Below are 22,610 nucleotides of genomic sequence, written 5' to 3' on the forward strand. Positions count from 1 at the left end.
ACGGCCATGAACAGGGAGCAGCTCTGGGCACTGGTCCAGGAAGCCCGCGACCAGGCGCTCGACATCAGGGACATCTCCGGCGTCATTGGCCGTGCCTCCCGAGCTGAATGCTGCAGGCTCCCTGCCATGGATTCGCCGTATCCGTACCGACAGCAGCCGGCAGTAACCGATACTCAAGTCCTCTCAGCAAGGCCCTCATGAGCTGGGACGTGATCCTCCTGCGCCTGCCCGACGACGTCACCTGGTTGCAGGAGATCCCTGCCACCCGGACCCCAGCTCCGCTCGGTCGCCGACACGACGTACTCGCGGCTGTCACGCCGGCCGTTCCCCATGTTGATCTCTCTGACCCCGAGTGGGGACCGTACCTCTTGGAGAGGTGCTGGAGGCGGTCCGCCTCCAGCCCGGCGCCGACGTCGCCGCGGTGACCACGGCGCAGCTCCGCGAGGTCGGTCGGCTCGAAGCCCCGACGCGTTGGCGGATCGACAAGCTCAGGCTGATAGGCGGAAACCACCGATCTGGTACTCAAGACCCTCACGGAACTCCAGGTGCGGGACGGCACTCCGCATTGCCGAGTGCAGCACGGGCGGAACCTCATACACCGCGGTCGCAAGAAGGTCGTCGTCGCGACCGGGGAACAGGTCCCTGATACTCAGGATCTCGACTCGGGTAAGGCCAGTGACATGAACGGCCGGCTCGTCGCCGTCCCAACCGATGAGCTCCCACCTAAGGACTTCGGTATCGATATGGTGCACGCGCCTACGGTAAGCGCGAACTGCCCATCAGGTTGAATCTCAAGCTGAGTGGCTGACGCTGTCGGGGATCACGGGGCGGAGCCTGGGCAAAGCTCTGTACCGCGGTCTCGCCGACGCACCCGAGGCGTACGGTGCGGGCGTCCACCAATCGCGGCTGCCACTCGCCTTCGGGGCATCGTTCTACGGGCCATCAAGAACGTTCCGCTGTTCCAGTCTGGCGACGAAAGCGGGGGGGCGGCACGAGGCGCGTCGGCAGACGCGCAATTGGCATGGGCGACCGCGGACAGGGCTGCTCGCCGGTGCCGACTGGCAGAGGTTCCCCGAGCTACTCAGAGGCTTCCAAAGCCCGCGCGATACCGGCTCGGGTGGTGATCCCGAGCTTGGGAAAGATCCGGTAGAGGTGCGCGCCGATCGTCCGCGGGGAAAGCGAGAGGCGCGCGCCGATCTGGCGGTTGGTGAGCCCTTGGGCCGCGAGCCGGGCAATCCGTGTCTCCTGTGCCGTGAGCAGGGGGTGGCCCCCGGCTGCCCGGTCGGCCGCCTCGATGTCCGCGTCGGCCGCGGCGAGTTCGCGGGAGGCCCGCGCGGCCCAGGGCGCGGCGTCCAGACGGGTGAACGCGGTGAGCGCGGCACGGCTGTGCGCGCTCGCCTCCTCGGGTCGGTGCTGCCGGCGCAGCCACACGGCGTGCGCCAGGCGGGCCCTGGCGAGTGGGAAGGGCCAGGTCTCCGCATTCCGCTGGGCGTACACGGCCGCGTACCGTTCGTCCGCCTCGTCGTCGGCGGCGGCGATGGCCTCGGCGACGGTCACCAGAAAGGTGTGGTGGGCCGAGATACGGGCGAGGCCGGCCGAGTGGACCACCCGCAGATGGCGCCGGGCCTCCTCGGTCCGCCCGCTGTCGACGGCGGCCTGCACCCGGTCGACGAGCGAGAGATGCTGCCACGGGCCGCGGTCCGTGAGCGCACCGGGCGGAGTGAGGGCGCAGGCGTGGCGCCACGCCTCCTCGGCGTGCCCGTGGCCGAGCGCGCACAGCGTCCGCATCCCGTGCAGCGCATCGGTGACCAGGCGCAGACGGCGTTCTCCCGCGCGGGCGCCGAGGACCGGTTCGAGCGCGGCGAGCCCTGCCTGGTCCCCGCGGGCGGCGAGGATGTGTCCTGTGGTCTGCAGGAACAGCGTCTCGGCCAGCGCGTAGCCGTGTGCCGCGGAGGTCCGCGCGCCGGCGCGGGAGGCGGCCAGGGCGGTGTCCCAGTTGCCGTGCAGCAAGTCGTCGTGGGCCCGGAGGCTGTCGGTGAAGGTCTGGGTGGCGTACGCGTGGCGGCGTGCGAACGCGCTCCAGAGCGCGCAGTGCTCGCCGAGGGAGTCGACGGCCGCGGCCGTCCAGAGCAGCAGCCATGCCTCGGTGGTCTCGCGGTCCGCGGGCAGGGCCGCGACGGTCTCACGCAGCCGCCGCGGCACCTCGTGGACGGCTGGGCGGGGGCCTGACCAGGCCTGTCGGCAGAGCTCCGCCCCGGTGGGCGCGGCGGGATGCGTCACGTGCCGGTCGATGGCGTCCCACGCCCGCTCGTCCCCGGTGAGGGCGGCCGCGAGGAGAAGGAGGAAGAGTATCGGTCCGATGAGGGCGGCGTGCTGGTCCGCGGCGTCCGGCGGGGCCGGTGCGTCCAGGACGGCGGGCAGCAGCTCGATGGCTGGACGCGGGTCGGCGTCGAGCTGAAGCCGGGTGCAGGCGACGGCGAAGGCGTACGGGGCGGCGGGTTCGGGCTTGCCCGGCCGTGCCGCGGCCTTGGCCTCGGCGATGTGTTGCGCCGCCAGGTGTGGGCGACCGGCGCGTACGGCCAGGGCCGCCGCCGCGACGAGACGGGTGGTCCTGGTCGTGCGATCGGGGCTGAGTCCGGCCGCGCGCGCCATCAGTACCGTCGCCTCGGCGTCTCCGCCCTGGGCGGACATGCTGTCGGCCTCGGCGTGCAGCCGTGCGGCCAGTTCGGCGTCGGCGCCGAGAGCGGCGGCCGCGAGGTGCAGGGTCCGCCGCGAATCCCTCTCGGGCAGGGCGTCGGCGAGCAGCCGGTGGGCGGCGCGGAGCTCGGCCGGGGACGCGAGGTGCGCCAGCCCGGCGCGCACCAGGGGGTGATGGAACTCCAGGAGTTCTCGCTCCGGGTCGATGTGCGCGAGCCCGGAGCGTTCGATGTGCTCCTCGATCCGGTGCCAGGGCGGGCCCGCGGCGTCCGCCAGGGTCCGCAGCACGCTGCGGTGCCGGGTGGAGGCGTCGCCGAGGGCCGCGACGAGAAGGAGGTTGCGGGCGGCGTCGGGCAGGGCGCGCAGTCTGTCCTCGTACAGCCGCCCGAGGCGTTCCCCGACGGGCAGTGTGTCGAACGGCTCGGGCATCTGTGGTGGGGCGGGGCTCGCGAGGGATTCGGCACGGTCGGCGGCCAGTCGCCTCACCTGCTCGGGGAGTTCGTGCAGAGCGAGCGGGTTCCCCGCGGCCGCCCGCAGAACTCTGCGGCGCACCCCCTCGGGCAGTGACGGGTGCAGGGTGCGCAGCAGCAGTTCGGCCTGCGGCGCGTCCAGCGGCGGCAGGTCGATCACCTGCCCCGCCGGGCAGGCAGTGGCGTCGTGCTCCTCACGGTCGGCGGGCCGGTCGCGGCCGGTCGCGGTCACGGTGTGCCGGGTCGCCGCGATGGCAACCACCGGCAGCGGGACCAAGTGCCGTTGTACGTACTCGAACACGGCGACGCTGGACGGGTCGGCCCACTGCAGATCGTCCAGGAGTACGACCAGTGGCTGGCGTGCGGCGGCGTGGGCAAGCAGGGTGAGGGCGGCTCCCGCGACCGTGAACCCTTGGGGCGGGACGCTCTCGCGCACGCCCAATGCGCTTTCCAGGGCGTGCCGCTGGTGTTCGGAGAGACCGTCGGAGTCGTCGAGGAGGGGCCAGAGGACCTGGTGCAGGGCGGCGAACGGCAGCTCCGACTCGGCCTCGGCGCCGGTCATCCGCAGCACCCGCAGACCGGTCCGGCGGGCCGTCACCTCGGCCGCTCCCAGCAGGGCCGTCCGTCCCGTGCCGGGGTCGCCGCGCAGGATGACGGACGCCCCGGTGGCGGCGATGCCGGCCAGGGCCGCGTCGATGACCGCGCGTTGCGTGTCGCGTCCCGTCAGCTCCGGTACGCCGAGGCCTGCTCCGGCCCCGGTCCCATTCCCGGTCCCGGTCGTGCTTCCCTCGCTCATGGCCCCACCCCTGCCGTCAGCGCTCAGTGCTCAGCGCTTCAGCACACCGTCCAGCCACTCCAGGACCTCGGGGGTCACTGGCTCGGTGAGGTCGGCGAACTCCTCGTGCTTCTTGAGGAACTTCGCCACGTAGGGGCAGACGGGTACGGCGCGCAGGCCCGCGCTCCGCACGTCCTCCAGTGCCTCCTGTACGAGGATCGAGGCCAGGCCCTGCCCGGCGTGGGCGTCGTCGATCTCGGTGTGGAAGAACACGCGCCGGTCGTCGCGGTCGCGGTAGGCGGTGAAGCCAGCGCTCTCGCCGTCGACGAGGATCTCGTAGCGGTGCCTGGCGTCCACACGCCGGACGGTCGGGGGCGTTTCGGGCTGCGTCATCGTCATACTGCCTTTCAGAAAAGCGTCGGAGAACAGCGTCAGGTACGCGCCGGGTTCTTACGCGGGGCGATGGTGGTGTTGGGAAAGGCGGGCGCGGGGAGGCGGGCGCCGGGGCAGCCCTCGACCTCGCCGAAGCGGTCGGACGTCGCTTCCCGCGTCTGTCCGGCCTCGACGATGTCCTCGTGACTGCGGCCGATGAAATTCCACCACACAGACAGTACTTGGCTCCTTTGCGCAGGTCAGAGGCGCCCCCGCTCTCGGACGATCAGCAGACCGTCTAGCAGACAGGCCCTTGCGTCGAGGTTCGAGACCGACACTGCGGCGGAGTGGGGGGAGAGCCAGCGACACCTGGAGGACTCCTCGCTGCGGCACCTGGGCTCCCTGCTGGAGCACCACATCTCCTTCGCACTGGGAAGCCGGCGGATGGACGCTTTCGACCACAAGGTGATGGACGGCTTCCTCCGGGCCTCAGAACTGCTACCGCCCCACGCAGCACGGTGGGAGCGCGTCCTGCGCGAGCGCCTCATCAAGATCCGCCGTGCCATCCACGGAGAGGAGAGGTAGCACGGGGACCGCAAAGGCCCTCGGAATCCACCACATTCACCAGATCCACCGCTGCCCGCGTCCGTGGTCCGGCGCGGGCAGCGGAGGATGTGGACTCACCTCATTCGACGGCGGTGCCCTCAAGCTCGACCATCTGGCCGGGGATCGCCAGGCGGGTCACGCCGAGCATGGTGGTGGTCGGCGCGACCTTGGCCGCGCCGAGGCGGCCCGCCAGCGCGCCGTAGTGCTGGAAGAGCAAGTCGACGTCGGTCGTGTAGACATTGAGCCGGACGAGGTTCGAGAGGGTCATGCCGGCCTCGGCGAGCACCGCCTCGATGTTGTCGATGCTCAGCGCCAGCTGCGCCCCCATGTCACCGTCGTGTTCGGGCTTGCCTTCTTTGCTCATCGCGGTCTGCCCCGAGATGTACAGGGTCCGCGAGTGCCCGGAAACGACCTCACCCTGGTTGAAGCCCATCTCGACCGACCATGTCACCGGGTTGACCGCGTTACGTTCCATTAGCGACTCGCTCCGTCCATTCGGTTCACTGAAGTGCGTACGCCCAACAGCGCGGCATCCGCCGGGCTTCGACGTCGCACAAAGGAGCCTTCCAGCAATACATGACACCCTTGGTCATGTATTTGGTTAGGGTTTTCGTATGCGCGCCGACCGGTTGGTTTCTCTGGTGCTCCTGCTGCGTCAGCGCGGTCAGATGACCGCGGAGACACTGGCCGGTGAGCTGGGGGTATCCATCCGCACGGTGCTGCGCGACATAGAGGCACTGTCCGCGGCAGGCGTCCCGGTCTATGCCGAGCGCGGTCGGCACGGCGGGTTCGCACTCTTACCCGACTTCCAGACAGCGCTCACCGGGCTGAACCACGACGAGGCGCTCGCCCTGCTCGTGGCCGGGTCGCGGCGCGGAGCGCAGCTGTTCGGCCTCGGTTCGGCCCTCGCCTCGGCCATGCTCAAGGTGGTCGACGCGTTGCCCGAGGGGCTTCGGGACACCGCAGCCGATGCGGCGCAGCGACTACTCATCGACCCGGAGAAAGACCTCCTCTCACGCCCCGCAGCGGCCGAGGAAGTGCCTGACGCCATCGTGGCCGAGGTCCGGTGTGCGGTGCTCTCCGGACACAAGTTGCGCATTCAGTATGCGGCGGTGGGACAGGCCCCGAAGTGGCGCACGGTGGACCCGATCGGCCTGGTCACCGTACGCGAACAGGGGTATCTGCTGGCCAAGAGAGATGGCGAGGATCGCACCTATCGCCTGTCCCGAGTACTGACCGCCGAGGAACTTGACGAACCCGCGCAGCGGCCGTACTCCGTTGACCTGGACCGGGCCTGGCAGGAACGCAACGCGCGGTTCCGGACTGGCAGCGACAAGGTCGCCGTGCTGGTACGGGTGGACCCGAAGCGACGGGAGCACTTGGTCGGCACCGCCTTGGCCGTCTGCGCGGAGGAAGCCGACGCGGACGGCTGGCTGCGGCTGGACGTGATCTTCCAAGATGCGCGACATGCCGAGTGGGCCCTGTGGCAGTACGCCACCGACGCGGAGGTCCTGGCCCCGCAATGGCTGCGCACCTCCCTGTGCAACCGCGCCGCCGCGGTCGCTGCCCGCTATGGGCCGCCCGATTGAGCGACCCGTGTCCCGCTCCGGATCGTGAAGCTTCCTCTTCCAGGCGCACGACCTTGACGGAAGGGTCGCCGTCGACGAACTCGCAAGGGAAAGGGGAGCTCCGGGTACGCTCTGCCGCGCCGCCCGTGAAGGCGCCAGGGCGGCGCGGCCGGGGACGATCGGCTGTTCCTGACCGATACTCACGGCGTGCGGCTCATCCTGAACAGGCTGAAGGGCGGCGACAACACCGTCGACGCACTCGTTCGTCGGGCGCTGATGTCGCGAGCGCCCCGAGCCGGAGTGGTCGTATCGGGCCGCGCCGCTGAACGCCTCGGCCTGCAAACGGAACTGACCCGCCCCCATGGCCGTATCCGGGTCGGCCGCAAAATCCGCCCGGGGCTCCTCGGCTTCCTGCCGCTGTTGGCCGTCTTCGCGGTGACACCGGCAGCCTTCGGGCTGCTGGCCCTTGCCCTGACACTCGCTGACGTTCTCTAGGCGCGCACCTACCCTGGATCCGCTACGAACACAGGGGAATGCCTGGAACAGTGCTCGACTCGGCCTGATGCCCCCGACGGGTTGGCCCGGGGGGCCGGGACTCAGGTCTGCAGGCTCAGCTGCTGGGCGCCTCTGAGTGCTGTACGGCGGCCGACTCGGCCGGGGAAGCTGTGGTGTAGAAGACCGCCGAACCCTGCTTGGTGCGCTCGGCCCGGCCCTTGGCGACCAGGTTCTCTGCCGTGGTGCGCACGACGGCGGCCTTGATGTTCCGACCGGGATTGGCCTGGGCCAGGGCGGCGGTGATCTCGGCGGCGGAGCGAGGCTCGCTCTGCTGGCCAAGGTGGTTGCTGATCAATTCGACCAGCGTCGGCCCCGATGCCGGCTGAGCGGACTTCTTCCGAGCCTTGGGTACGTTCTTGGCGTTCTTAGCCGCCTGGTCCTTGTTACCGGTGGCTGCGGCACTCGTCGCCTGGACGACACCAGACTTCCGCGCGCCGCCCCTGGGGGCCGGCACCTTCTTCTTGCGGACCGGGTCGTTCTCACCGGCGCCCGCAGACGCCTCGGAAGTACCGAGGGCCTTCTGTACGTTGAGCAGGACCGTGTGGTCGCTTTCAAGTGCCTGCAACTGCTCCTGCAGTGCAGCCAACTCAGTCTTAAGGCGTTGCTGCTCCTTCTGGTTGGCGTCCAGGTGCGCGGCGACGCGGGCGGCATATTCGGCCTGGACTCCGGTGACTACCGGCTGGGCGTTCGACATGTTCGGTGACCTTCCATCAGGTAAATTGCAACAGCTTGGCGTTGGGGCTAAGCCCTCAATCTGGGATGTCCTGCGCGCATCACGATGGCTGGCTTCCCGCACCCGCGACATCAGTAACCCACGTGGAATTGTGAAGCGTACGGCTTCGAGGCCACCTATGAACACGCAAAGGCGCAACCTCCCCCTCAAGGGCATGGTGTAGGTGCGGTCGGCTCGCGGGCGTTGGCAAGGATGCTCGGCGTGCACGTGGGGGTCGTCACGGTCTGCCCGTGCGCCATCAGAGGGCAGGAGACGCACGGCAGACCTGGGACCGGGTGACCGGGCGGCTTGAACATCATGCCCCGAATGTGTTCGCAGCTCTCGGCGGCAGGGGGAGTCAGGCGGCCATCTGCGAGGCCGAACTGCGCATGGGCCTAAGGCCGCCAGAGCAGCTGCGGCAGTGGCTTCTGACTCACGACATCGATGCAGGTCGGCAGCCTCATGCCGGAGCGGGTCTTGTGGCGCTGGGGCGCCCCGGAGTCATCCCGAGTGGCAGACTTCTTCTGGGCCTCGTAGACGTCGAACGCGTCTACCGCAACAAGATGGCCATGGAGGAAATGACACCGTCCAGAGACACTGACTACCGGTCCTGGCGCAGGGAGTGGGTGCCGATCGTCTCGGAGCGCGACGGTGTCTACGGGAAGTTCATGAACATGAGCACCGGAACGGTGGGGTCTTGGAGTGAGGGATCGTCCCCTGAAGGCAGCGCGTACACCTCGTTGTTCGCCTTCTTTCAGGATGCGGCTGACCAGCTTGCGGAGGCTTCTTCGGGTGACCGCAGCGGAGCTGACAGGAACACTGGACTCGATCCGCGTCCTGAGGATGAACGCGTACGTCTCTGGGCTCGTGCGAACGGCTACCTCGTCAATGACCGCGGTCGTATCCCCGCAGCCATACGCGAGGCATACGAAGCATCACGGTGAGCGCCGGGTCTGAAGGTGCCGGTTACAGCCAGTGGTTGATCGCGGCGATGAAGGTCGTCGCCTCGTAGCGGACTGCGCGCTTGTCGTACCTCTTGGCAACGGCCCAGTGCCTCTTGAGGCGGTTGCGGTTGATGCCGCACTCGACCGCGTGCCTGGCCTTGTAGTCCTCCCAGTCGAGCTTAGCTCCCAGCGCCGCCGACCCGGCCCACCGGACACGAGCGTGGTCGGCCATGGTCGGCCGCTGGGGGTCGCACAACTGCCAATTCTTCGGTGACCACTCAACTTGATCGTGCGGAAGTGCGTCGACGACCAGCCATCGTGGAAGAAGCCGAGGTCGGTGACGGTGGCAGCTATGCCGGAGCGGGCGGCCGCGCTGCTTATGCCGGAGCGGGCGGCCGCGCGCTGCTACGGTCGGGCGCTATGAGCTGGCTTCCCGATGACTTCGTTCACCCCGTCCTGGTACCGCTGCCGAGTGGCAACCACCACCTGCGACCGATCCGGGAGGCGGACACTCCGCTCGACTATCCGGCTGTGATGGGTTCGCGCGAGAGGCTGTGGACCATCTTCGGCCCGGCCTGGGGCTGGCCCGCGGCCACCATGACCTACGAGGCCGACCAGGCCGACCTGTTGCGGCACGAGAAGGAGATCGCCGCGCACCAGTCCTTCAACTACGCGCTGTTCGATGCGGCGGAGACAGCCCTGCTCGGCTGTGTCTACATCGACCCGCCGGAGAAGGCTGGCGCGGACGGCGAAATCTCCTGGTGGGTGGTGGACGAGCTGGTGGGCAGCAAGGTCGAGCAGGCCCTCGACGCGCTGGTACCGCAGTGGATCGCCGCCGACTGGCCGTTCGAGCAGCCACGCTTCCTCGGCCGCGAGATTTCCTGGTCGGACTGGCTCGCCCTGCCCGAGCATCCCGCCACTTAGGCAGCGTTGCCCGTACCTATCTCGAGGGCTGTCGATCGAACGGGAGTCTCGGTCGGGTGGCTGCGGTGGTTTCGGAGCGTGAAAGCAGGGCCTTCAGGTAGCTCAGGGTGCGATCCCATTCCGAGTGCTGAAGGCCCTGGTGTCTTTGTTGTACGTGCCCGAGCATGTTGACTTCAGAAGCTGCATGCCCGCTGCACTTCGTGGGCTGAAGCGCGCAGGTTCACAGAATCTCGGTTCCGCGGGAAGGGAAACTCGCTCGTTGGCCGGCGTTCTCGGTGGCAGCGCGCACGGGTTGGGGGCATGCACCGTCTGGGCCCCAGATTCCGCTGGCCTGGTTCATCGATCGTGGCCTGGGGCCCTCTTCAAGACCGCTGATAGATTCCTGCGGTGAGCGAGCAACTGCCCAGCGGCGGCATCGGACTGTCACCCGGCGAGATCGAAGCCCTCCACGCCAGGTGGTCTTCCTGCTGGACCCCGAGTGAGGTCGCGCACCAGTTGGCCGGGATCGGCACGCCCTGGTACGTGGCCGCGGGCTGGGCGCTGGACCTGTTCCGCGGGCGGCAGACGCGCGCTCATGGGGACATCGAGATCGCGATTCCGGCCGCGAGCTTTCCCGAGGTCCGCTACCGCTTCCCCGGATACGTCTTCGACGCGGCAGGCAGTGGCCGGATCTGGGAGGACGCCACAACGGAGGTGCTGGCCGCCGTACATCAGACTTGGCTCCGCGATCCGGCCACCGGCAACTACTTGCTCGACGTGTTCCGCGAACCGCACGACGGCGACACCTGGATTTGCCGACGCGATGAGAGGATCCGGCTTCCCTACAGCGACATCATCCAGCACACTCAAGACGGCATCCCGTATCTGGCGCCCGAACTGGTCCTGCTCTTCAAGGCCAAGCACGCCCGGCGAAAAGATCAATCAGACTTCGATGCGACCCTCCCCCACCTGTCCCCAGCTCAGCGCGAGACCCTGGCCGAGCTACTCGACTGCGTACACCCGGGGCATCCCTGGATTGCGGATCTGTAGCTGGCTACTGGTGCGCTCGCTCAACTGAGGTTGGCTGCCCAGCGCCGCCCGGCTCGGCGGATCAGGGGCAGCGCCTTGTCGGGGCGCGCGGTGTGAACGTAGCGGACGGCGGTGCCGTCGTCACCAGCAGGTGCGGGTTGGGAGGTACGGCCCCGCTTCCGTGTCCCCCGGCGGGCTCTCCCCCGGACATCGTGTACGACCCGGCATGGCTGGGAGCGGCTCGCTACGCGATCGGGTGCGCGACCCTCCTGCTCGGGATGTCGCTGCTCGTCGACGCGGGCGCGCACGGTCTGACACTGCTCCGGACGACGGGCTGGAGCACGACCAGCCGTTCCGTCTTCAACGGTTCGGGATTGAGCTAGTGCCGCATCGGGGAGCTTTTGCCTCCCTGTCGCTGTGGCTGAGTGCCTCATCTGGCGGGAGAGAGCCTGCGACGTTCCGGAACATGACGTCAGTCGGATCGGAGGTTCGGCCGTAGATGTCTGGTGCTCATGGCGTGTCGACGCCTTCCTCCTCGAAGATGTCGAGCAGCTCGTTGAGGTAGCGCACTTGCTCGTCCTCGTCCGGCGTCGCTCTCTGCGGTGGTTGCCAGGCCAGACCGCCCAGGTCGCCCGCACCGCGGTAGGCACAGGTTCCGTACTCGGTCATGACCACGGGCTTGCCGTGGGAGAAGAACTCGCGCAGGTGGGTGCGGAAGGTGTCGGCGTTCTGCGCAGTTCGGTAGGCGTCGACGCCCACCAGGTCGAACGGGGCCCAGTCGACAGGCTCCCAGGGACCGGAGGCGTAGGTGTCCTTCCCGCCGAAGTGGGCGCGGACGGTCGTCGTGGCCTGGGCGAGAAACGCGTTGAGGCGTTCAGGGACCGGTCCGAGGGAGGCCCGCCAGTGGATGTCGGCGGTGGCCATTGATCGCGCTCGGCGCGGTTCTTGACGTCATGTGGCTGCTCGGTATCGGCGTGTGCTTGCTCAAGGCTGCTTTCGCCATCGAAATCATCCTTCGGCCGTAGCCCGGCGCGGCAGCCCCGCCGTGGACGGCCGGCCTCTGCCGGTGTGCCGACACGTACAGCGCGGCCACCGGGGTACTACAGGCAGGCCGCATACTCGGTGATCGTCATCAGGGTGTCACTGCGGTATTGCCTACCGGTGCGCGCGGAGCGAGGAGACATTGATGGGGGACATGAAGAACGTGAACGGCCCAGCCGTGCCCGAAGTAGTGGAAAACCCCGCCCTTCGGGCACAGCCGACCGGCCGCCTGGCCCGCTGGATGCTGCGCCACCAGGTGCAGCCCGTCGGGCCGGCGGCCGGCGAGGGACACTCCGAGCCGCACGCCTGGTGGAAGGTGATGTGCCTGACCGGTGTCGACTACTTCTCCAGCCTCGCCTACGTCCCGGCCATCGCCGCGCTCGCCGCCGGTGCCAGTTCGCCGTTGGCGACGCTGCTGATCGTGGCCCTGACCTTGCTGGGCATGCTGCCCATGTACCGGCGCGTGGCGAAGGAGAGCCCGAACGGAGCCGGTTCCGTGGCGATGCTGGAGGATCTGCTGCCGTTCTGGTGGGGCAAGTTGTTCGTGCTGGTCCTGCTCGGCTTCGTGGCCACGTCGTGGATCATCACCATCACCCTGTCGACCGCGGACGCCTCGGTGCACGTGGTCGAGAACCCCTTCTTCCCCGAGGCCCTGCACGGTCACGAGGTGGCCCTTACGGTGGTACTGCTGCTGGTCCTCGGCGGGGTGTTCCTGCTCGGCTTCAACGAGGCCGTAAGCGTGGCCATTCCGCTGGTCGCGCTCTTCCTGGCGCTCAACGCGGTCGTCATCGCCGTCGGCCTGGTCCACGTCTTCACCACTGCCGGGGCGTTCTCGGCCTGGACGGATGCCCTCGCCGGGGGCGGCGCCGGCTTCGGCGACATGGTGACGCCGGCGCTCCTCGCGTTCCCGCTGCTCGTACTGGGGTTGTCCGGTTTCGAGACCGGGGTGAGCATGATGCCGCTGGTGTCCGCGGACGGCGCTGACGACGGGGAGCGGCTGCGGTCCCGGATCCGCAACGCCCGCAAGCTGCTGACCACCGCCGCCCTGATCATGAGTGTCTACCTGCTGGCCGCCAGCTTCGTCACCACCGTCCTCATTCCCGAGAAGGAGTTCCGGCCCGGCGGCGCCGCCAACGGCCGCGCCCTGGCCTGGCTGGCCCACGAGCACGTCGGAGAGGCGTTCGGCACTGTCTACGACATCAGCACGATCCTGATCCTCTGGTTCGCCGGAGCCTCCGCCATGGCGGGACTGATCAACATCGTCCCCCGCTATCTGCCCGATTACGGGATGGCCCCCGAGTGGGGCCGCGCGGTACGGCCCGTAGTGATCGTCTACACCGCCCTGTGCGTCCTCATCACCATCGCCTTCGACGCGGACGTGGACGCCCAGGCAGGCGCGTACGCCACCGGCATCCTGGCCATGATGGTCTCCGGCGCCTTCGCGGTGACCATCTCCGTTGCCCGCGGCGGCCGCCGGCCGATGGCCGTCGGCTTCGCGCTGCTCACCCTCGTCCTTCTCTACGCCCTGGTCTACAACATCGTCGACAAGCCGCACGGCATCACCATCTCCGGCTTCTTCATCGTCGGCATCATCTTCGTCTCGCTGGTCTCCCGTGTGTCCCGCACCACCGAGCTTCGCGCAGACCGCATCATCTTCGACGAAGCCGCCCGCCGTTTCATCACCGAAACTCTCGCCCACGACAACGCGATCAACATCATCGCCAATCGCCGCCAGGCCGGCGACAGTGCCGAGTACAGCGACAAGGAGCGCGAGCAGCGCGGGAACAACCCGGTCCCCGGCCGGGCCGACGTGCTGTTCCTGGAGATCGACGTGGTGGATCCCTCCGACTTCAGCGAGGCCCTCTCCGTCCATGGAGTCGAGGTCCACGGTTACCGGATCCTGCGCGCCGAGGCCCCGGCCGCCCCCAACGCCATCGCCGCGATCCTCCTGGCCCTGCGCGACGCCACGGGCGTTCAACCGCACTGCTACTTCGCCTGGGCCGAAGGCAGCCCCCTGAAGCACATGTTCCGCTACTTCCTCCTCGGTCGCGGCGACACGGCCCCGGTCACACGCGAGATCCTCCGCGAACACGAGACCGACCCCGACCGGCGCCCCCGCGTCCACGTCGGCTGACGGGCGAGTACCGGGCGGCTACCGGGCGATGCGGAACCTCAGCCGGCAGATGACCGCGTCGGTGTCGCGCCGTACGGCGTGGGCGACAACCGCGCCGCGCTGGTTCTGCAGCAGGCGCTGCCACAGCCGCTCCGGTTCCGTCTCGGCGATGAGGACGGTGACGCGGGTGCCGGGCTCGGTCTCGGCCAGGGCCCGGACGTACGCGGTGATGGGGCGGCCCAGCGTACGGCGCTCGGACGGCAGGCGGACGAGTTCCACCCCCGGGTCCCACAACGCCCAGTCGCGCTCCAGCGCCTCGGTCGCCGCCCGGTCCTCCGCGTCGGCGTGACACACCGTCACTGCCCGTACTTCGTCGCCCAGGGAGACGGCGGCGGTCAGTGCCTCGCTGGTCAGACGGGTCAGGGAAGAGACCGGAACCAGGACGAGGGAGCGCTGCTGGCGCGGGGGCTCCGGAATGCGGCCGATGCCGAGACGCTCACCGATGCGTCCGTACGTCCGGTGGACTTGCTCGAAGAGGGCGACGAGCAGCGGCAGGGCGATGACGATCAGCCATGCCCCGTCATGGAACTTGGTGGCCGTGACGACGATCGCGGATACCCCGGTCAGCAGCGCGCCCAGGCCGTTGAGCAGAGCCTTGCCCACCCAGCGGGGTCCACGCTCCCCGCGCCAGTGCAGCACCATGCCGGTCTGGGCGATCGTGAACCCGACGAAGACACCGATCGCGAAGAGCGGCACGAGCGTGTTGGTGTCACCGCCGGAGAACACCAGAAGAACCGCCGAGACCACGGCCAGCCACACCACACCGTGCCGGTGCACCTGGCGGTCCGCCTTCAGCCCGAAGACGTGCGGCAGGTAGTTGTCGCGGGCCAGCAGCTTCAGCAGGACCGGCAGACCGCCGAACGACGTGTTCGCCGAGAGCGCCAACAGCACCACCGTCGCGAACTGCACCACGTAGAAGCCCCAGGCGTGGCCGAAGGAGGCGTCGGCGAGCTGAGCGAGGACGGTGACGCCCTCGACAGGCTGGAGACCGAAGCGGGAGATCAGCACCGACAGGCCGATCAGCATCACGCCGAGGAGACCACCCAGCGCCACCTCCGCACGCATCGCCCGCCTGGCTGCCGGGGCACGGAACGAGGGCACCGCGTTCGCGATCGCCTCCACTCCCGTGAGCGCCGAACAGCCGGAGGCGAACGCCTTGAGCAGCAGGAGAGCGCCAACGGTGGTGGCGTTGTCCGCGAGCACGGAGGCATGGCCGGAGGAGGCCGCGGTGGACACGGGGGCATCCCGGAACAAGCCGACAACGACCAGTACGAGGATCGCGCCGATGAAGATCGCTGTGGGAACGATGAACACGCGAGCGGAGTCGACGATCCCTCTCAGGTTCACAGCGGTGATCAGAACCAGGACGGCGAGGCAGATCCACAGCCGGTCTCCGTACAGCCCGGGGAAGGCCGAGGTCAGGGCGGCCACACCGGCCGTCACTGCCACGGCCACGTTCAACACGTAGTCCAGGACCAGCGAACCGGCGGCGACCAGGCTCGTACGGCGGCCGAGGTGTGCCTTGGCGACAGCGTAAGAGCCTCCCCCGTCGGGGAACGCCACGATCACCTGCCGGTAGGAGGCGACCAGGACAGCCAGCAGGCCGGCTATCGCGAGCGTGACGGGCAGGGTGAAGCCAAGACCATGGGCACCCGCGGCAGCCAGGACCAGGACGATGGCCTCAGGCCCGTACGCCACGGAGGCCATCGCGTCCAGGGAGAGCGCGGCGAGGCCGGTGACGGCGGTCAGCCGGTGCCGGGCGCCCGGATCAGGAGGTTCCTCGGCGCTCGGAGCGGCAGCATTCGAGGTGGTCAGGACGGCCATCGGATTGATCCCTTTCAAGACTGGTCCGCTCAGCCTGCGGTCCGAACCGGCCGTCTCCGAACCGTCTTTCCGCCTCCTTGACGCCATGCGGCAGAGTCGTTACGTCCCCTTGATGCCACGCTGCCGATGCCGGCTGGCCGTCGATGACAGGTTCGCCGAGCTGAGGCGCAGACGCGGGGCGGAGCGGGCCAACAAGCCTCCGAAGAGGACACGGCGCTGTCCCAAGCGCCACTCACAGTGTGTCTGCGGTGCGCGATGGGGAGACCAGTGCCTTGGTCGCCAGGGGTCAGGCCGCTGCCCGGCCCCTGGGCCTGTCAGGCGGCCGTACCGCCCGCGTTGCGGATCAACTGCTGAAGCACCTTCAACGTGGTGACGTAGTCCGCGTCGTCGATGCCCTCGTGGAGGGCGGCGCGGATTGCGGGGGCGTTGCGCGCGAGGTCGACTCGGGCCTGTTCCCCCTCTTGGGTGAGCCATAGCCGGTCCTCGGTGTCCCGGGTCAGCCAGCCGCGTTCCAGGAGCACCTCGCTCTCCGCAGCCAGATCGTCCTCGGGTCGTATGTAGGAGGCCATGGCTGCCTGCAGTTCAGGCAGGGTCATTCCCTTGCCGTCGGGTGAGATGTCGTTCTCCGACAGGTTGCGCAGGAGCCAGAACTGAGGCTGGGTGTAGCCCTTTTCGGCCTGCTGGGCCCGGGTGTACGCGATAAGCGCCTCGTAGGCGACACCGGTCCAGTAGGCAGCGGGCTGTCCGGCGAGTTGGGCGTCGGGGATCTGCTGGGTCGTCATGAGGTGTTCCCTCCTGGTACTTCGATGCGGAGCCTGCATGCCGTGCAGGTCGTGAGGGGACCGTATGACCTCAACTGTGGTTGAGGGCAAGCAGGTGATCTTCCGGACGTCTTCGGAACGAACACCGCGGGCCCTGTCTCGCCCCGAAGGTATGACGTTGATCAGGTTCGTGGAACGACCGTGGGACGGCTCGTGGTCACCTGACGGGCTAACAGTGGCCGCGCAAAGGGGCTGAGTTGCCGGCGAAGCCGGTCCCGCCGGCAAACCGGAGGTCCGCGCGAGCGCCGAGTCGACGGCGGAGGTGAGTTGACGCCTCCCCTCCGGCGGCTCGCCCGGACGTATGAGCGGCTGCTTACGGCAGTCCTGCCCAACCTTCACTGACCCGGTTGAGGCCCGGACGCCGCCCCTTCATGGGTCAGTGCGTCGGGGTCGTCCTGACGTGTGCGGTAGCCGTTGTGGAAGACGATGGTGTAGACGTCGTCGCCCAGAGCCCGACGGGCCTGCTCCTCGCAGCTCCGTCGGGTGGCGATCCACTCCGAGACGCCGATCTGTGGTGCGCCGAGGGTGTCCCACATCTGCTGGGCGAGGCCGAGCAGATGGGCGGTCCGCCGGGCGTCCGCGGCCGCTGCCGAGGCGGCGGCGAGGACGTCCAGGGCGACGGCCATCCCGAGCGAGTCGTCGAGGCGACGCTTGGTGAGCCACGAGGCCCGGCCGTGTTCGAACGCGGCCTCCACCCGGCCGCGGGCCAACTCGGCTCGCGCACACATGTAGTCGGCGAAGGCGCGCGACCACTGCTCGCCGTGCCGATCACAGTCGGCCATGACGTGGTCCAGTACGGTGACGGCCTCGTCGATGCGACCCTCGCCGATGTACACCAGGCTGCGGACAAACCCGGCCGACTGCATGGGTTGAGCCATCGGGCTGCACCGGTGCCGGTCCAAGACCGCTTGGGACAGGGTGGCGGCGCGTGCGTGGTCGCCGAGCATCACCGCCTCGATCGCTGCGAGGGAGTCGGCACGGTCGGCCGCCGCGTCGCAGCCGAACCGGGTGGCGATCGCAGCAATCTCGGCGACCCGTGCCCCAGTTCGACGCCGGTGAACTGGTCGGCAGCAAGAGGGGCCGGGCACTTCTCCGGGCCCGAAACGAGGCCGAGTCCGGCTGGCACGACGAGCTACTGGAGATGATCGCCGCGACGCCGGAGGAATCCATCCTGGAGAACCAGATCATGCTCGTCCCCGAGCTGCGGCGCTGGACCACGGACCGGGTCGCCCTGATCGGGGACGCCGCACATGGCCTGTCCCCGCACATCGCGGTGGGCGGCACCCTGGGCATGGAGGACGCCGGAGTGCTGCGCGCCGAGTTGGCGAGGGGACCCGTCACGGCTCCCGCCCTCGCGCGTTACGAGAGCGTACGCCGGTCCCGGTTCGAAGAGGTGCGCCAGCACTCCGCCGCGATCGAGCACGCCGACGGAGCCGCCGAGTCCGCCGAGCGCTACGCCGCCTTCACTCACTGGATGATCAACACCGCGCCCACTGCCTGATCCCGGCTCAAGACCTGGCACTGAGGCGACGCGGACGAGTCGTTTGTAGCAGCAGATGGCGGCGGCGAGGCCCGTGATCTGGCGCCCTGCTCGACGGAACGCTTGAAAACCTGCGGGCGTCCGCCATCGCGGTCGACGGCGGCACCCGCGCAGTCCGCGACGGGGCGGAGCACTGCTGGCAACTCACGTGACTCGTCGGTCGGACCTCATGCGTCGGTGAGGACGGGGTCGTACGGACCGCCCGTGCGGCGACCCGACATGAAGGAGAGGAAATCGCCTACGAAGGCGCTCCGACCGCAGGCGCCGTCGGTGATGGTGAGGTCGCGGTGGAAGGCGGTGCGGAAGAGGGTCCGATACTCGTCGGCGTCGATGGTTCCGCTGCTGTCCTTGTCGGTTGCGTCGAAGAGCACCTCGGCGACGCGGATGAGCGCAGGTCCGGCGAGGGAGGGGATGGCGGCGGCGTACTCGTCGGCGCTGACGCGGCCGTCACCGTCGGTGTCGAGGTCGGCTTGGAGCTCGCGCCACCAGGCGGCGAAGGCGTCGTAGAGGCGGGTCTCCTCCGGCTCGTCCAGGTCGAGGCGAGTGGAGAGTTCGCGGGCCATGGCGGCCAGGTCGGGCCAGTCGATGTGACCGTCGCCGGTCTGGTCGAGCACCCTGTGGAAAAACTCTTCCGCCGAGCGTCGTACTGCACCGCCGCCCGTCGAAACCTCCGGGGCGGGATTGCTGTCGGTGTCGCCGCCCAATGGTGTGAGAAGTCGGAGCAGGGCCGACGCCCGTTTCATGCGGGCGTGCAGCGCGGCCACAGTCCGGGCGCGGGGGTCGTCGCTGTCGGGCGTGAGGGAGAGGACTTCGATGATGCTCTCGGCGTTGATCCAGCCCTGGGGCAGGAAGCGGGTGAGCCCGGCGGCGCAGTAGGCGCCTTGCATGAGGGTGTGGGCGCCGGGCATCTCGGGCAGGCCGGCCCGGCGCCGGTAGGGCTCGGGCAGCGAGGCAACGGTGATCGCGCCGAGCAGCGGGCCGACGACGGCGCGGCCGGCCGCCCACAGTGTCGGGGCGCCATCCAGCAGTGCCGGGGCGGGCAGATGGTCGAAGAGGTGGTAGAGGATGACGCGGGCGGCTTCGGTGTTCTCCAGTTCGTTTGTGACGACCCGGTCGAAGTACCGCCAGAAGTCGGTGAGTGCTTCGGGGAGTTCTGCAGCATCGCCATCGAGCGCTGCAAGAAACATGCGGTACTCGGCGTACATGCGCTCCATGGTGTCCTGGTCGAGCGGCTGGCCGCTGAGTCGATACATGGTGACGGCGCTCTCGAAGAGGGTGGCGACCACCCAGGCCCGAGTCGGGCGGTCCATCGCGTCGTAGGCACGGCCGCGGGAATCCGTACCGCTCATGCGGGCGTGCAGCCGGTTGAGCCGGGCAGCTTCCCGTTCGCGTGCCGCTGGGTCGCCGCCGAACATGCGCCGCACGCTGACGGAGGTGTTGCGCAGTCGGCGCCAAGGGTGGGCGACGAAGGTGGAATTGTCGACGAGGGCGGCGCCAATCTGTGGATGGGCGGCTTCCAGCACGGTGGCGCGGATGATGGCCAGCGCCCAGCGCGGGTCGTCGAAGAAGGAGCCGAACCGTGATTGCGGGCCGAACAGGGGCTCCTCGTCGACCATTCCCGTACTTTCGGCGGTCATCATGGGTCTCCGTTCGTCCGGGGCGGCACACCGCCGAAGCGGCGGTCGCGGTGCCGGTAGGCATGCAGGCAGGTGAGGAAGTCTGAGGCCCTGAAGTCCGGCCAGAGCGCTTCGGGGAAGATCCACTCGGCGTAGGCGACCTGCCAGAGCATGAAGTTGGAGATGCGCTGCTCGCCGGAGGTGCGGATGACCAGATCCACATCGGGGGTGTCGGGGAACGGCAGGTGGGCTGCGAAGAGCCGCTCGGTCACCTCGTCGGCAGACGTCTTGCTGCGGATCAGCGACCGTGCGGCCTCGACGATGTCCTGGCGCCCACCGTGGTCGAAAGCGACCGTCAGTGTCATCCCCTGGTTGTCGGCGGTCAGCGCCGCCAGGTCCTCGAAGTCCTGGGTCAGTTCACGGGGGATGCGTGGGTCCAAGACTCCGAGGAAGCGGCAGCGGATGCCGCGTGTGAGCAACAGCGGTGCGTGCTTGCGCACCACCCGCCGCACCAAACGCATCAGGAAGTCGACCTCAGCGCCGGGGCGACTCCAGTTCTCGGTGGAGAAGGCGTACAGGCTCAGCCACCCGACGCCCGCAGCCCGCGCCGCCTCGATGATGTCGATGACCGTGGTCTCTGCGGCCCGGTGCCCTGCGATGCGGGGAAGTGAACGCCGTTGCGCCCAACGGCCGTTACCGTCCATCACACAAGCCACGTGTCGTGGCATCGCACGTGGCGGCCCTTCGCCCCGCCGCTGCTCGCCGGGTCCGTCGCCGTAGTGCCGTTCGGCCGGCCGGTCTTCCGCTGCCGCGTGTGCGTGCGAGACGCCGTGGCTCATCGCCACTGGCTCCGAACCGTCCAGAGTGACACGACCGGCTGCACCGCCCTCGACCACGCCCACCCCGACTCCCCCGCCCCGCCTCCGCGCACGCCCCACCGGCGCGTTCCCTTCCGGGAGTCTGGCAGCGCGAAAGGGCCTGGCCGAGCGGAACAGGTAACCGTCACCCATGGTTCGTACGTCCGAGTCACGGCGTCCGCTGTCATCCGGTGTGGACTTCCAGTGCCGTGCGGATCGCGGATTCGAGGGCCCCTTCGATCCATGCGGGCTTGAGGGAGGTGTGACAGCCCGCGAAGTGCAATGGACCTTCGGAGGCAGGGATGTCGGGGAAGAGTTCGGTGTGCTGACCGGGAAGCAGGACGGATGCTTCTCCGTAGGCGTAGGGGTCGCGCATCCATGACTGGGTGCGGCCCTTGCCCGTGTAGAAGATTTCGGTGCGCTGGCCGTACACCTCCTGAACGCCGGTGAGTGCCAGGGGGTATCGCTCCTCGTCGTCGTAGGCGTCCCACTTCAGGGCGTCGTCGGACCAACTGTAGGAGGCGAGCAGAACTCCCCCGGGGCTGCCGGGAACGGGGTGGGAGGGTTCATAGATGAAGCGGTTGGGATTGTCGGTGATCGAGCCGCCGCCGATGACCCGCGCCGCCTCGGGCTGGTCCGGCTGGGGGGCACGGTGTGCTGCGTAGTGGATGCGCTGGCGCTCGGGGACCTGGCCGTCGGGGACGGAGGGGTGGGCGCCGAGCAACGAGCCGTCCGTAGGCGCTTTCCCGGCACGGTATGCCTCGTACAGACCGGGGTGTACGGCGTCGAGTTCGCGTTTCCAGTCCTGTTCGGTGAACTCCCACCAGCGGCGTGAGAACTCCAGGAGCACCTTCGTGGCCGCGTCGTAGTGGATTTCGATGATGGCACGCCGTTTCCGGTAGGAGATGGCGGGCGTGAAGGTGACGTGGCGCAGTCCGGCGAAGGGCACGGTGATGATCGCCTCGTCGCCGGTGAACTCTTCGGTCACGGGCTGGCTCGCGCGGCTTTCGGAGACGGTGTGCACGGTGACGCCATGGCCGGGCCGGTGTTCGATGCGCACGGCGCGCCGGTCCAGGTGTACGAGATCGCCCACCCGTTCGTAGAGGGCGTCGGCGAGAGTGGCGGTGCCTCCGGGCAGCTCGTAGAAGGCGGTGCTCGGGCTGATCAGGGCCGCGGAGAGGAAGCTGTGGAGGAAGGAGAGATGCAGGCGTGAGGTGAGGTTCTGGACGGTACCGATCAGGTCGATGGTGTTCTCGTCGAGTCCGGCTCGTTCCTTGAGGTAGCGGTACATCGACCAGTGCCCGTACGTGTGGAGCACGCTGGCCCAGCCCTCGACGAGGGCGCGGCCTCTCTTGCCGTCGACCAGTGCCCGTGCCGGTGCCAGTGCCGCGCGCAGCAGGTCGGCAGCCGGGGTGTTCTCGTGCCGCGCGGGGACCCCGAAGGAGCGGTTGATCCGCCGGGGTCTGGCCTGGTAGTCGGCGCGGCGGGCCCGGATGCCGTTGACGTGGATCCATGTGCGGTTCGCGGGTCTTCCCGAGGCGTCGACGTCGATGAGGTGGAAACGGCGACGCTCGAGGCCGAGTGCTTCCATCAGCCCGGTGACCAGGGGATGGCTGTCGGGGATTCGCATCGCTCCGGCCTCCGCGTACTGAGCGGGGTCGGCGAACGGCTGCTCGGCGTTCTCATGGCCGCCGGTGCGGAAGGTCTTGATGCGCCCGCCCACCCGGTTGGCGTTGGCTTCGAGCACGGTGACGTCGTGCCCGGCCTCGCGCAGCAGGTGGGCGGCCACCATGCCGGCCGGACCGGCCCCGATGACCAGGACCTTCTTGCTCTCGCGCCCGCGGGGCAGGCCCTCGCCGAGCAGGATGTCGGTGTACGCGGGAGTGAGGGGCCGGTTGTTCTCGTCGAGGACGAGGATGGCCCGGGCGACTGCCAGGCAGGTCTGCCAGTCGGCGCCCCTGTCCGATGCGTTGGGCGCCGTCGGCGCGAGAGCGGACGCAGCGGCCGCCTGGGGGGCGGAGGCTACGAGGCCGGCGGTCAGGGTGGTGCTGCCGGCCGCGGCCATGAGGGAGCGTCTGGAAGGCTGTGCGTTCATGGTCACAGCCTC

At 69.0% G+C, this 22,610-nt stretch carries 21 protein-coding genes and 1 pseudogene; 8 read left to right on the forward strand and 14 right to left on the reverse strand.

The window, feature by feature from the left end:
- Positions 1–488: 488 nt before the first annotated feature.
- The 5 genes and pseudogenes from AC07DI_RS35965 to AC07DI_RS35985 form a co-directional block, all read right to left on the reverse strand.
- Positions 489–752: a hypothetical protein gene (locus AC07DI_RS35965; RefSeq protein ID WP_478909017.1), complete on the reverse strand. Its 264-nt coding sequence runs from the start codon at positions 750–752 to the stop codon at positions 489–491.
- A gap of 325 nt (positions 753–1,077) precedes the next feature.
- Positions 1,078–3,963: an AAA family ATPase gene (locus AC07DI_RS35970; protein ID WP_478909019.1), complete on the reverse strand. Its 2,886-nt coding sequence runs from the start codon at positions 3,961–3,963 to the stop codon at positions 1,078–1,080.
- Positions 3,964–3,993: 30 nt separating this feature from the next.
- The gene (locus AC07DI_RS35975) at positions 3,994–4,335 is read right to left on the reverse strand and encodes a GNAT family N-acetyltransferase (RefSeq protein WP_478909020.1); all 342 of its coding nucleotides are present in this window, start codon (positions 4,333–4,335) and stop codon (positions 3,994–3,996) included.
- A 38-nt stretch (positions 4,336–4,373) separates the two neighbouring features.
- Positions 4,374–4,547: pseudogene (locus AC07DI_RS35980) on the reverse strand (pirin family protein); the annotation flags it as partial.
- 452 nt (positions 4,548–4,999) lie between these two features.
- Positions 5,000–5,395 (reverse strand): RidA family protein, encoded by a 396-nt coding sequence (locus AC07DI_RS35985; RefSeq protein WP_478909022.1) that lies wholly within the window; start codon positions 5,393–5,395, stop codon positions 5,000–5,002.
- A 139-nt stretch (positions 5,396–5,534) separates the two neighbouring features.
- On the opposite strand from AC07DI_RS35985, the gene AC07DI_RS35990 reads away from it, so the two are divergent.
- Both AC07DI_RS35990 and AC07DI_RS35995 read left to right on the forward strand, forming a co-directional pair.
- Positions 5,535–6,509, forward strand: coding sequence for a helix-turn-helix transcriptional regulator (locus AC07DI_RS35990; protein ID WP_478909023.1), 975 nt, complete (start codon positions 5,535–5,537; stop codon positions 6,507–6,509).
- Positions 6,510–6,695: 186 nt separating this feature from the next.
- Complete coding sequence (locus AC07DI_RS35995) at positions 6,696–6,983, forward strand: hypothetical protein (protein WP_478909025.1); 288 nt, start codon at positions 6,696–6,698, stop codon at positions 6,981–6,983.
- Positions 6,984–7,098: 115 nt separating this feature from the next.
- Here the strand turns inward: AC07DI_RS35995 and AC07DI_RS36000 are convergent, their stop codons facing one another.
- On the reverse strand, positions 7,099–7,737 hold the full coding sequence (locus AC07DI_RS36000) for a hypothetical protein (RefSeq protein ID WP_478909027.1): 639 nt from the start codon (positions 7,735–7,737) through the stop codon (positions 7,099–7,101).
- Between the two features lie 347 nt (positions 7,738–8,084).
- On the opposite strand from AC07DI_RS36000, the gene AC07DI_RS36005 reads away from it, so the two are divergent.
- Entirely contained in the window at positions 8,085–8,699 is a 615-nt protein-coding gene (locus AC07DI_RS36005) for an Lsr2 family DNA-binding protein (RefSeq protein ID WP_478909029.1), read from the forward strand.
- Between the two features lie 22 nt (positions 8,700–8,721).
- Here the strand turns inward: AC07DI_RS36005 and AC07DI_RS36010 are convergent, their stop codons facing one another.
- Complete coding sequence (locus AC07DI_RS36010) at positions 8,722–8,931, reverse strand: hypothetical protein (RefSeq protein WP_478909031.1); 210 nt, start codon at positions 8,929–8,931, stop codon at positions 8,722–8,724.
- A 188-nt stretch (positions 8,932–9,119) separates the two neighbouring features.
- On the opposite strand from AC07DI_RS36010, the gene AC07DI_RS36015 reads away from it, so the two are divergent.
- The 3 genes from AC07DI_RS36015 (at position 9,120) to AC07DI_RS36025 (ending at position 11,014) form a co-directional block, all read left to right on the forward strand.
- Positions 9,120–9,623 carry a GNAT family N-acetyltransferase gene (locus tag AC07DI_RS36015; protein WP_478909033.1) on the forward strand — a complete coding sequence of 168 codons (504 nt, stop codon included), beginning with the start codon at positions 9,120–9,122 and terminating at the stop codon, positions 9,621–9,623.
- Positions 9,624–10,010: 387 nt separating this feature from the next.
- Positions 10,011–10,652, forward strand: a complete 642-nt coding sequence (locus AC07DI_RS36020) for a nucleotidyltransferase domain-containing protein (protein WP_478909035.1) — start codon at positions 10,011–10,013, stop codon at positions 10,650–10,652.
- A gap of 191 nt (positions 10,653–10,843) precedes the next feature.
- Entirely contained in the window at positions 10,844–11,014 is a 171-nt protein-coding gene (locus AC07DI_RS36025; RefSeq protein ID WP_478909037.1) for a hypothetical protein, read from the forward strand.
- A 127-nt stretch (positions 11,015–11,141) separates the two neighbouring features.
- On the opposite strand, the gene AC07DI_RS36030 is transcribed toward AC07DI_RS36025, so the two are convergent.
- Positions 11,142–11,555 (reverse strand): hypothetical protein, encoded by a 414-nt coding sequence (locus tag AC07DI_RS36030; protein ID WP_478909038.1) that lies wholly within the window; start codon positions 11,553–11,555, stop codon positions 11,142–11,144.
- Between the two features lie 271 nt (positions 11,556–11,826).
- On the opposite strand from AC07DI_RS36030, the gene AC07DI_RS36035 reads away from it, so the two are divergent.
- Positions 11,827–13,806, forward strand: a complete 1,980-nt coding sequence (locus tag AC07DI_RS36035; RefSeq protein WP_478909057.1) for an APC family permease — start codon at positions 11,827–11,829, stop codon at positions 13,804–13,806.
- 18 nt (positions 13,807–13,824) lie between these two features.
- Here the strand turns inward: AC07DI_RS36035 and AC07DI_RS36040 are convergent, their stop codons facing one another.
- The 3 genes from AC07DI_RS36040 to AC07DI_RS36050 form a co-directional block, all read right to left on the reverse strand.
- On the reverse strand, positions 13,825–15,669 hold the full coding sequence (locus AC07DI_RS36040; protein ID WP_478909039.1) for an APC family permease: 1,845 nt from the start codon (positions 15,667–15,669) through the stop codon (positions 13,825–13,827).
- A 314-nt stretch (positions 15,670–15,983) separates the two neighbouring features.
- A complete protein-coding gene (locus tag AC07DI_RS36045) occupies positions 15,984–16,451 on the reverse strand; it encodes a MarR family transcriptional regulator (RefSeq protein ID WP_478909041.1) in 468 nt (155 codons plus the stop codon).
- Between the two features lie 374 nt (positions 16,452–16,825).
- The gene (locus tag AC07DI_RS36050) at positions 16,826–17,368 is read right to left on the reverse strand and encodes a hypothetical protein (RefSeq protein ID WP_478909043.1); all 543 of its coding nucleotides are present in this window, start codon (positions 17,366–17,368) and stop codon (positions 16,826–16,828) included.
- A gap of 158 nt (positions 17,369–17,526) precedes the next feature.
- Between AC07DI_RS36050 and AC07DI_RS36055 the strand changes: the two genes are divergently transcribed.
- Entirely contained in the window at positions 17,527–17,991 is a 465-nt protein-coding gene (locus AC07DI_RS36055; protein WP_478909044.1) for an FAD-dependent oxidoreductase, read from the forward strand.
- Between the two features lie 206 nt (positions 17,992–18,197).
- Here the strand turns inward: AC07DI_RS36055 and AC07DI_RS36060 are convergent, their stop codons facing one another.
- The 3 genes from AC07DI_RS36060 to AC07DI_RS36070 all read right to left on the reverse strand — a co-directional run bounded on the left by AC07DI_RS36060 (position 18,198) and on the right by AC07DI_RS36070 (position 22,598).
- The gene (locus AC07DI_RS36060) at positions 18,198–19,667 is read right to left on the reverse strand and encodes an oxygenase MpaB family protein (RefSeq protein WP_478909059.1); all 1,470 of its coding nucleotides are present in this window, start codon (positions 19,665–19,667) and stop codon (positions 18,198–18,200) included.
- Positions 19,667–20,374 (reverse strand): polyprenyl diphosphate synthase, encoded by a 708-nt coding sequence (gene uppS / locus AC07DI_RS36065; protein WP_478909045.1) that lies wholly within the window; start codon positions 20,372–20,374, stop codon positions 19,667–19,669. The genes AC07DI_RS36060 and uppS overlap by 1 nt, the downstream gene beginning before the upstream one ends.
- Before the next feature lie 313 nt (positions 20,375–20,687).
- Positions 20,688–22,598 carry a flavin monoamine oxidase family protein gene (locus AC07DI_RS36070; RefSeq protein WP_478909047.1) on the reverse strand — a complete coding sequence of 637 codons (1,911 nt, stop codon included), beginning with the start codon at positions 22,596–22,598 and terminating at the stop codon, positions 20,688–20,690.
- Between the last annotated feature and the right edge of the window lie 12 nt (positions 22,599–22,610).

It is taken from the genome of Streptomyces sp. NPDC044106, assembly GCF_056433985.1.

Excerpts from the sequence above, each read along its gene's own strand:
- AC07DI_RS35970 (WP_478909019.1), bottom strand. The coding sequence starts at position 3,963 with ATGAGCGAGGGAAGCACGACCGGGACCGGGAATGGGACCGGGGCCGGA.
- AC07DI_RS35975 (WP_478909020.1), bottom strand. The coding sequence starts at position 4,335 with ATGACGCAGCCCGAAACGCCCCCGACCGTCCGGCGTGTGGACGCCAGG.
- AC07DI_RS35985 (WP_478909022.1), bottom strand. The coding sequence starts at position 5,395 with ATGGAACGTAACGCGGTCAACCCGGTGACATGGTCGGTCGAGATGGGC.
- AC07DI_RS35990 (WP_478909023.1), top strand. The coding sequence starts at position 5,535 with ATGCGCGCCGACCGGTTGGTTTCTCTGGTGCTCCTGCTGCGTCAGCGC.
- AC07DI_RS36000 (WP_478909027.1), bottom strand. The coding sequence starts at position 7,737 with ATGTCGAACGCCCAGCCGGTAGTCACCGGAGTCCAGGCCGAATATGCC.
- AC07DI_RS36010 (WP_478909031.1), bottom strand. The coding sequence starts at position 8,931 with ATGGCCGACCACGCTCGTGTCCGGTGGGCCGGGTCGGCGGCGCTGGGA.
- AC07DI_RS36015 (WP_478909033.1), top strand. The coding sequence starts at position 9,120 with ATGAGCTGGCTTCCCGATGACTTCGTTCACCCCGTCCTGGTACCGCTG.
- AC07DI_RS36030 (WP_478909038.1), bottom strand. The coding sequence starts at position 11,555 with ATGGCCACCGCCGACATCCACTGGCGGGCCTCCCTCGGACCGGTCCCT.
- AC07DI_RS36035 (WP_478909057.1), top strand. The coding sequence starts at position 11,827 with ATGAAGAACGTGAACGGCCCAGCCGTGCCCGAAGTAGTGGAAAACCCC.
- AC07DI_RS36040 (WP_478909039.1), bottom strand. The coding sequence starts at position 15,669 with ATGGCCGTCCTGACCACCTCGAATGCTGCCGCTCCGAGCGCCGAGGAA.
- AC07DI_RS36045 (WP_478909041.1), bottom strand. The coding sequence starts at position 16,451 with ATGACGACCCAGCAGATCCCCGACGCCCAACTCGCCGGACAGCCCGCT.
- AC07DI_RS36050 (WP_478909043.1), bottom strand. The coding sequence starts at position 17,368 with ATGGCTCAACCCATGCAGTCGGCCGGGTTTGTCCGCAGCCTGGTGTAC.
- AC07DI_RS36060 (WP_478909059.1), bottom strand. The coding sequence starts at position 19,667 with ATGACCGCCGAAAGTACGGGAATGGTCGACGAGGAGCCCCTGTTCGGC.
- uppS (WP_478909045.1), bottom strand. The coding sequence starts at position 20,374 with ATGCCACGACACGTGGCTTGTGTGATGGACGGTAACGGCCGTTGGGCG.
- AC07DI_RS36070 (WP_478909047.1), bottom strand. The coding sequence starts at position 22,598 with ATGAACGCACAGCCTTCCAGACGCTCCCTCATGGCCGCGGCCGGCAGC.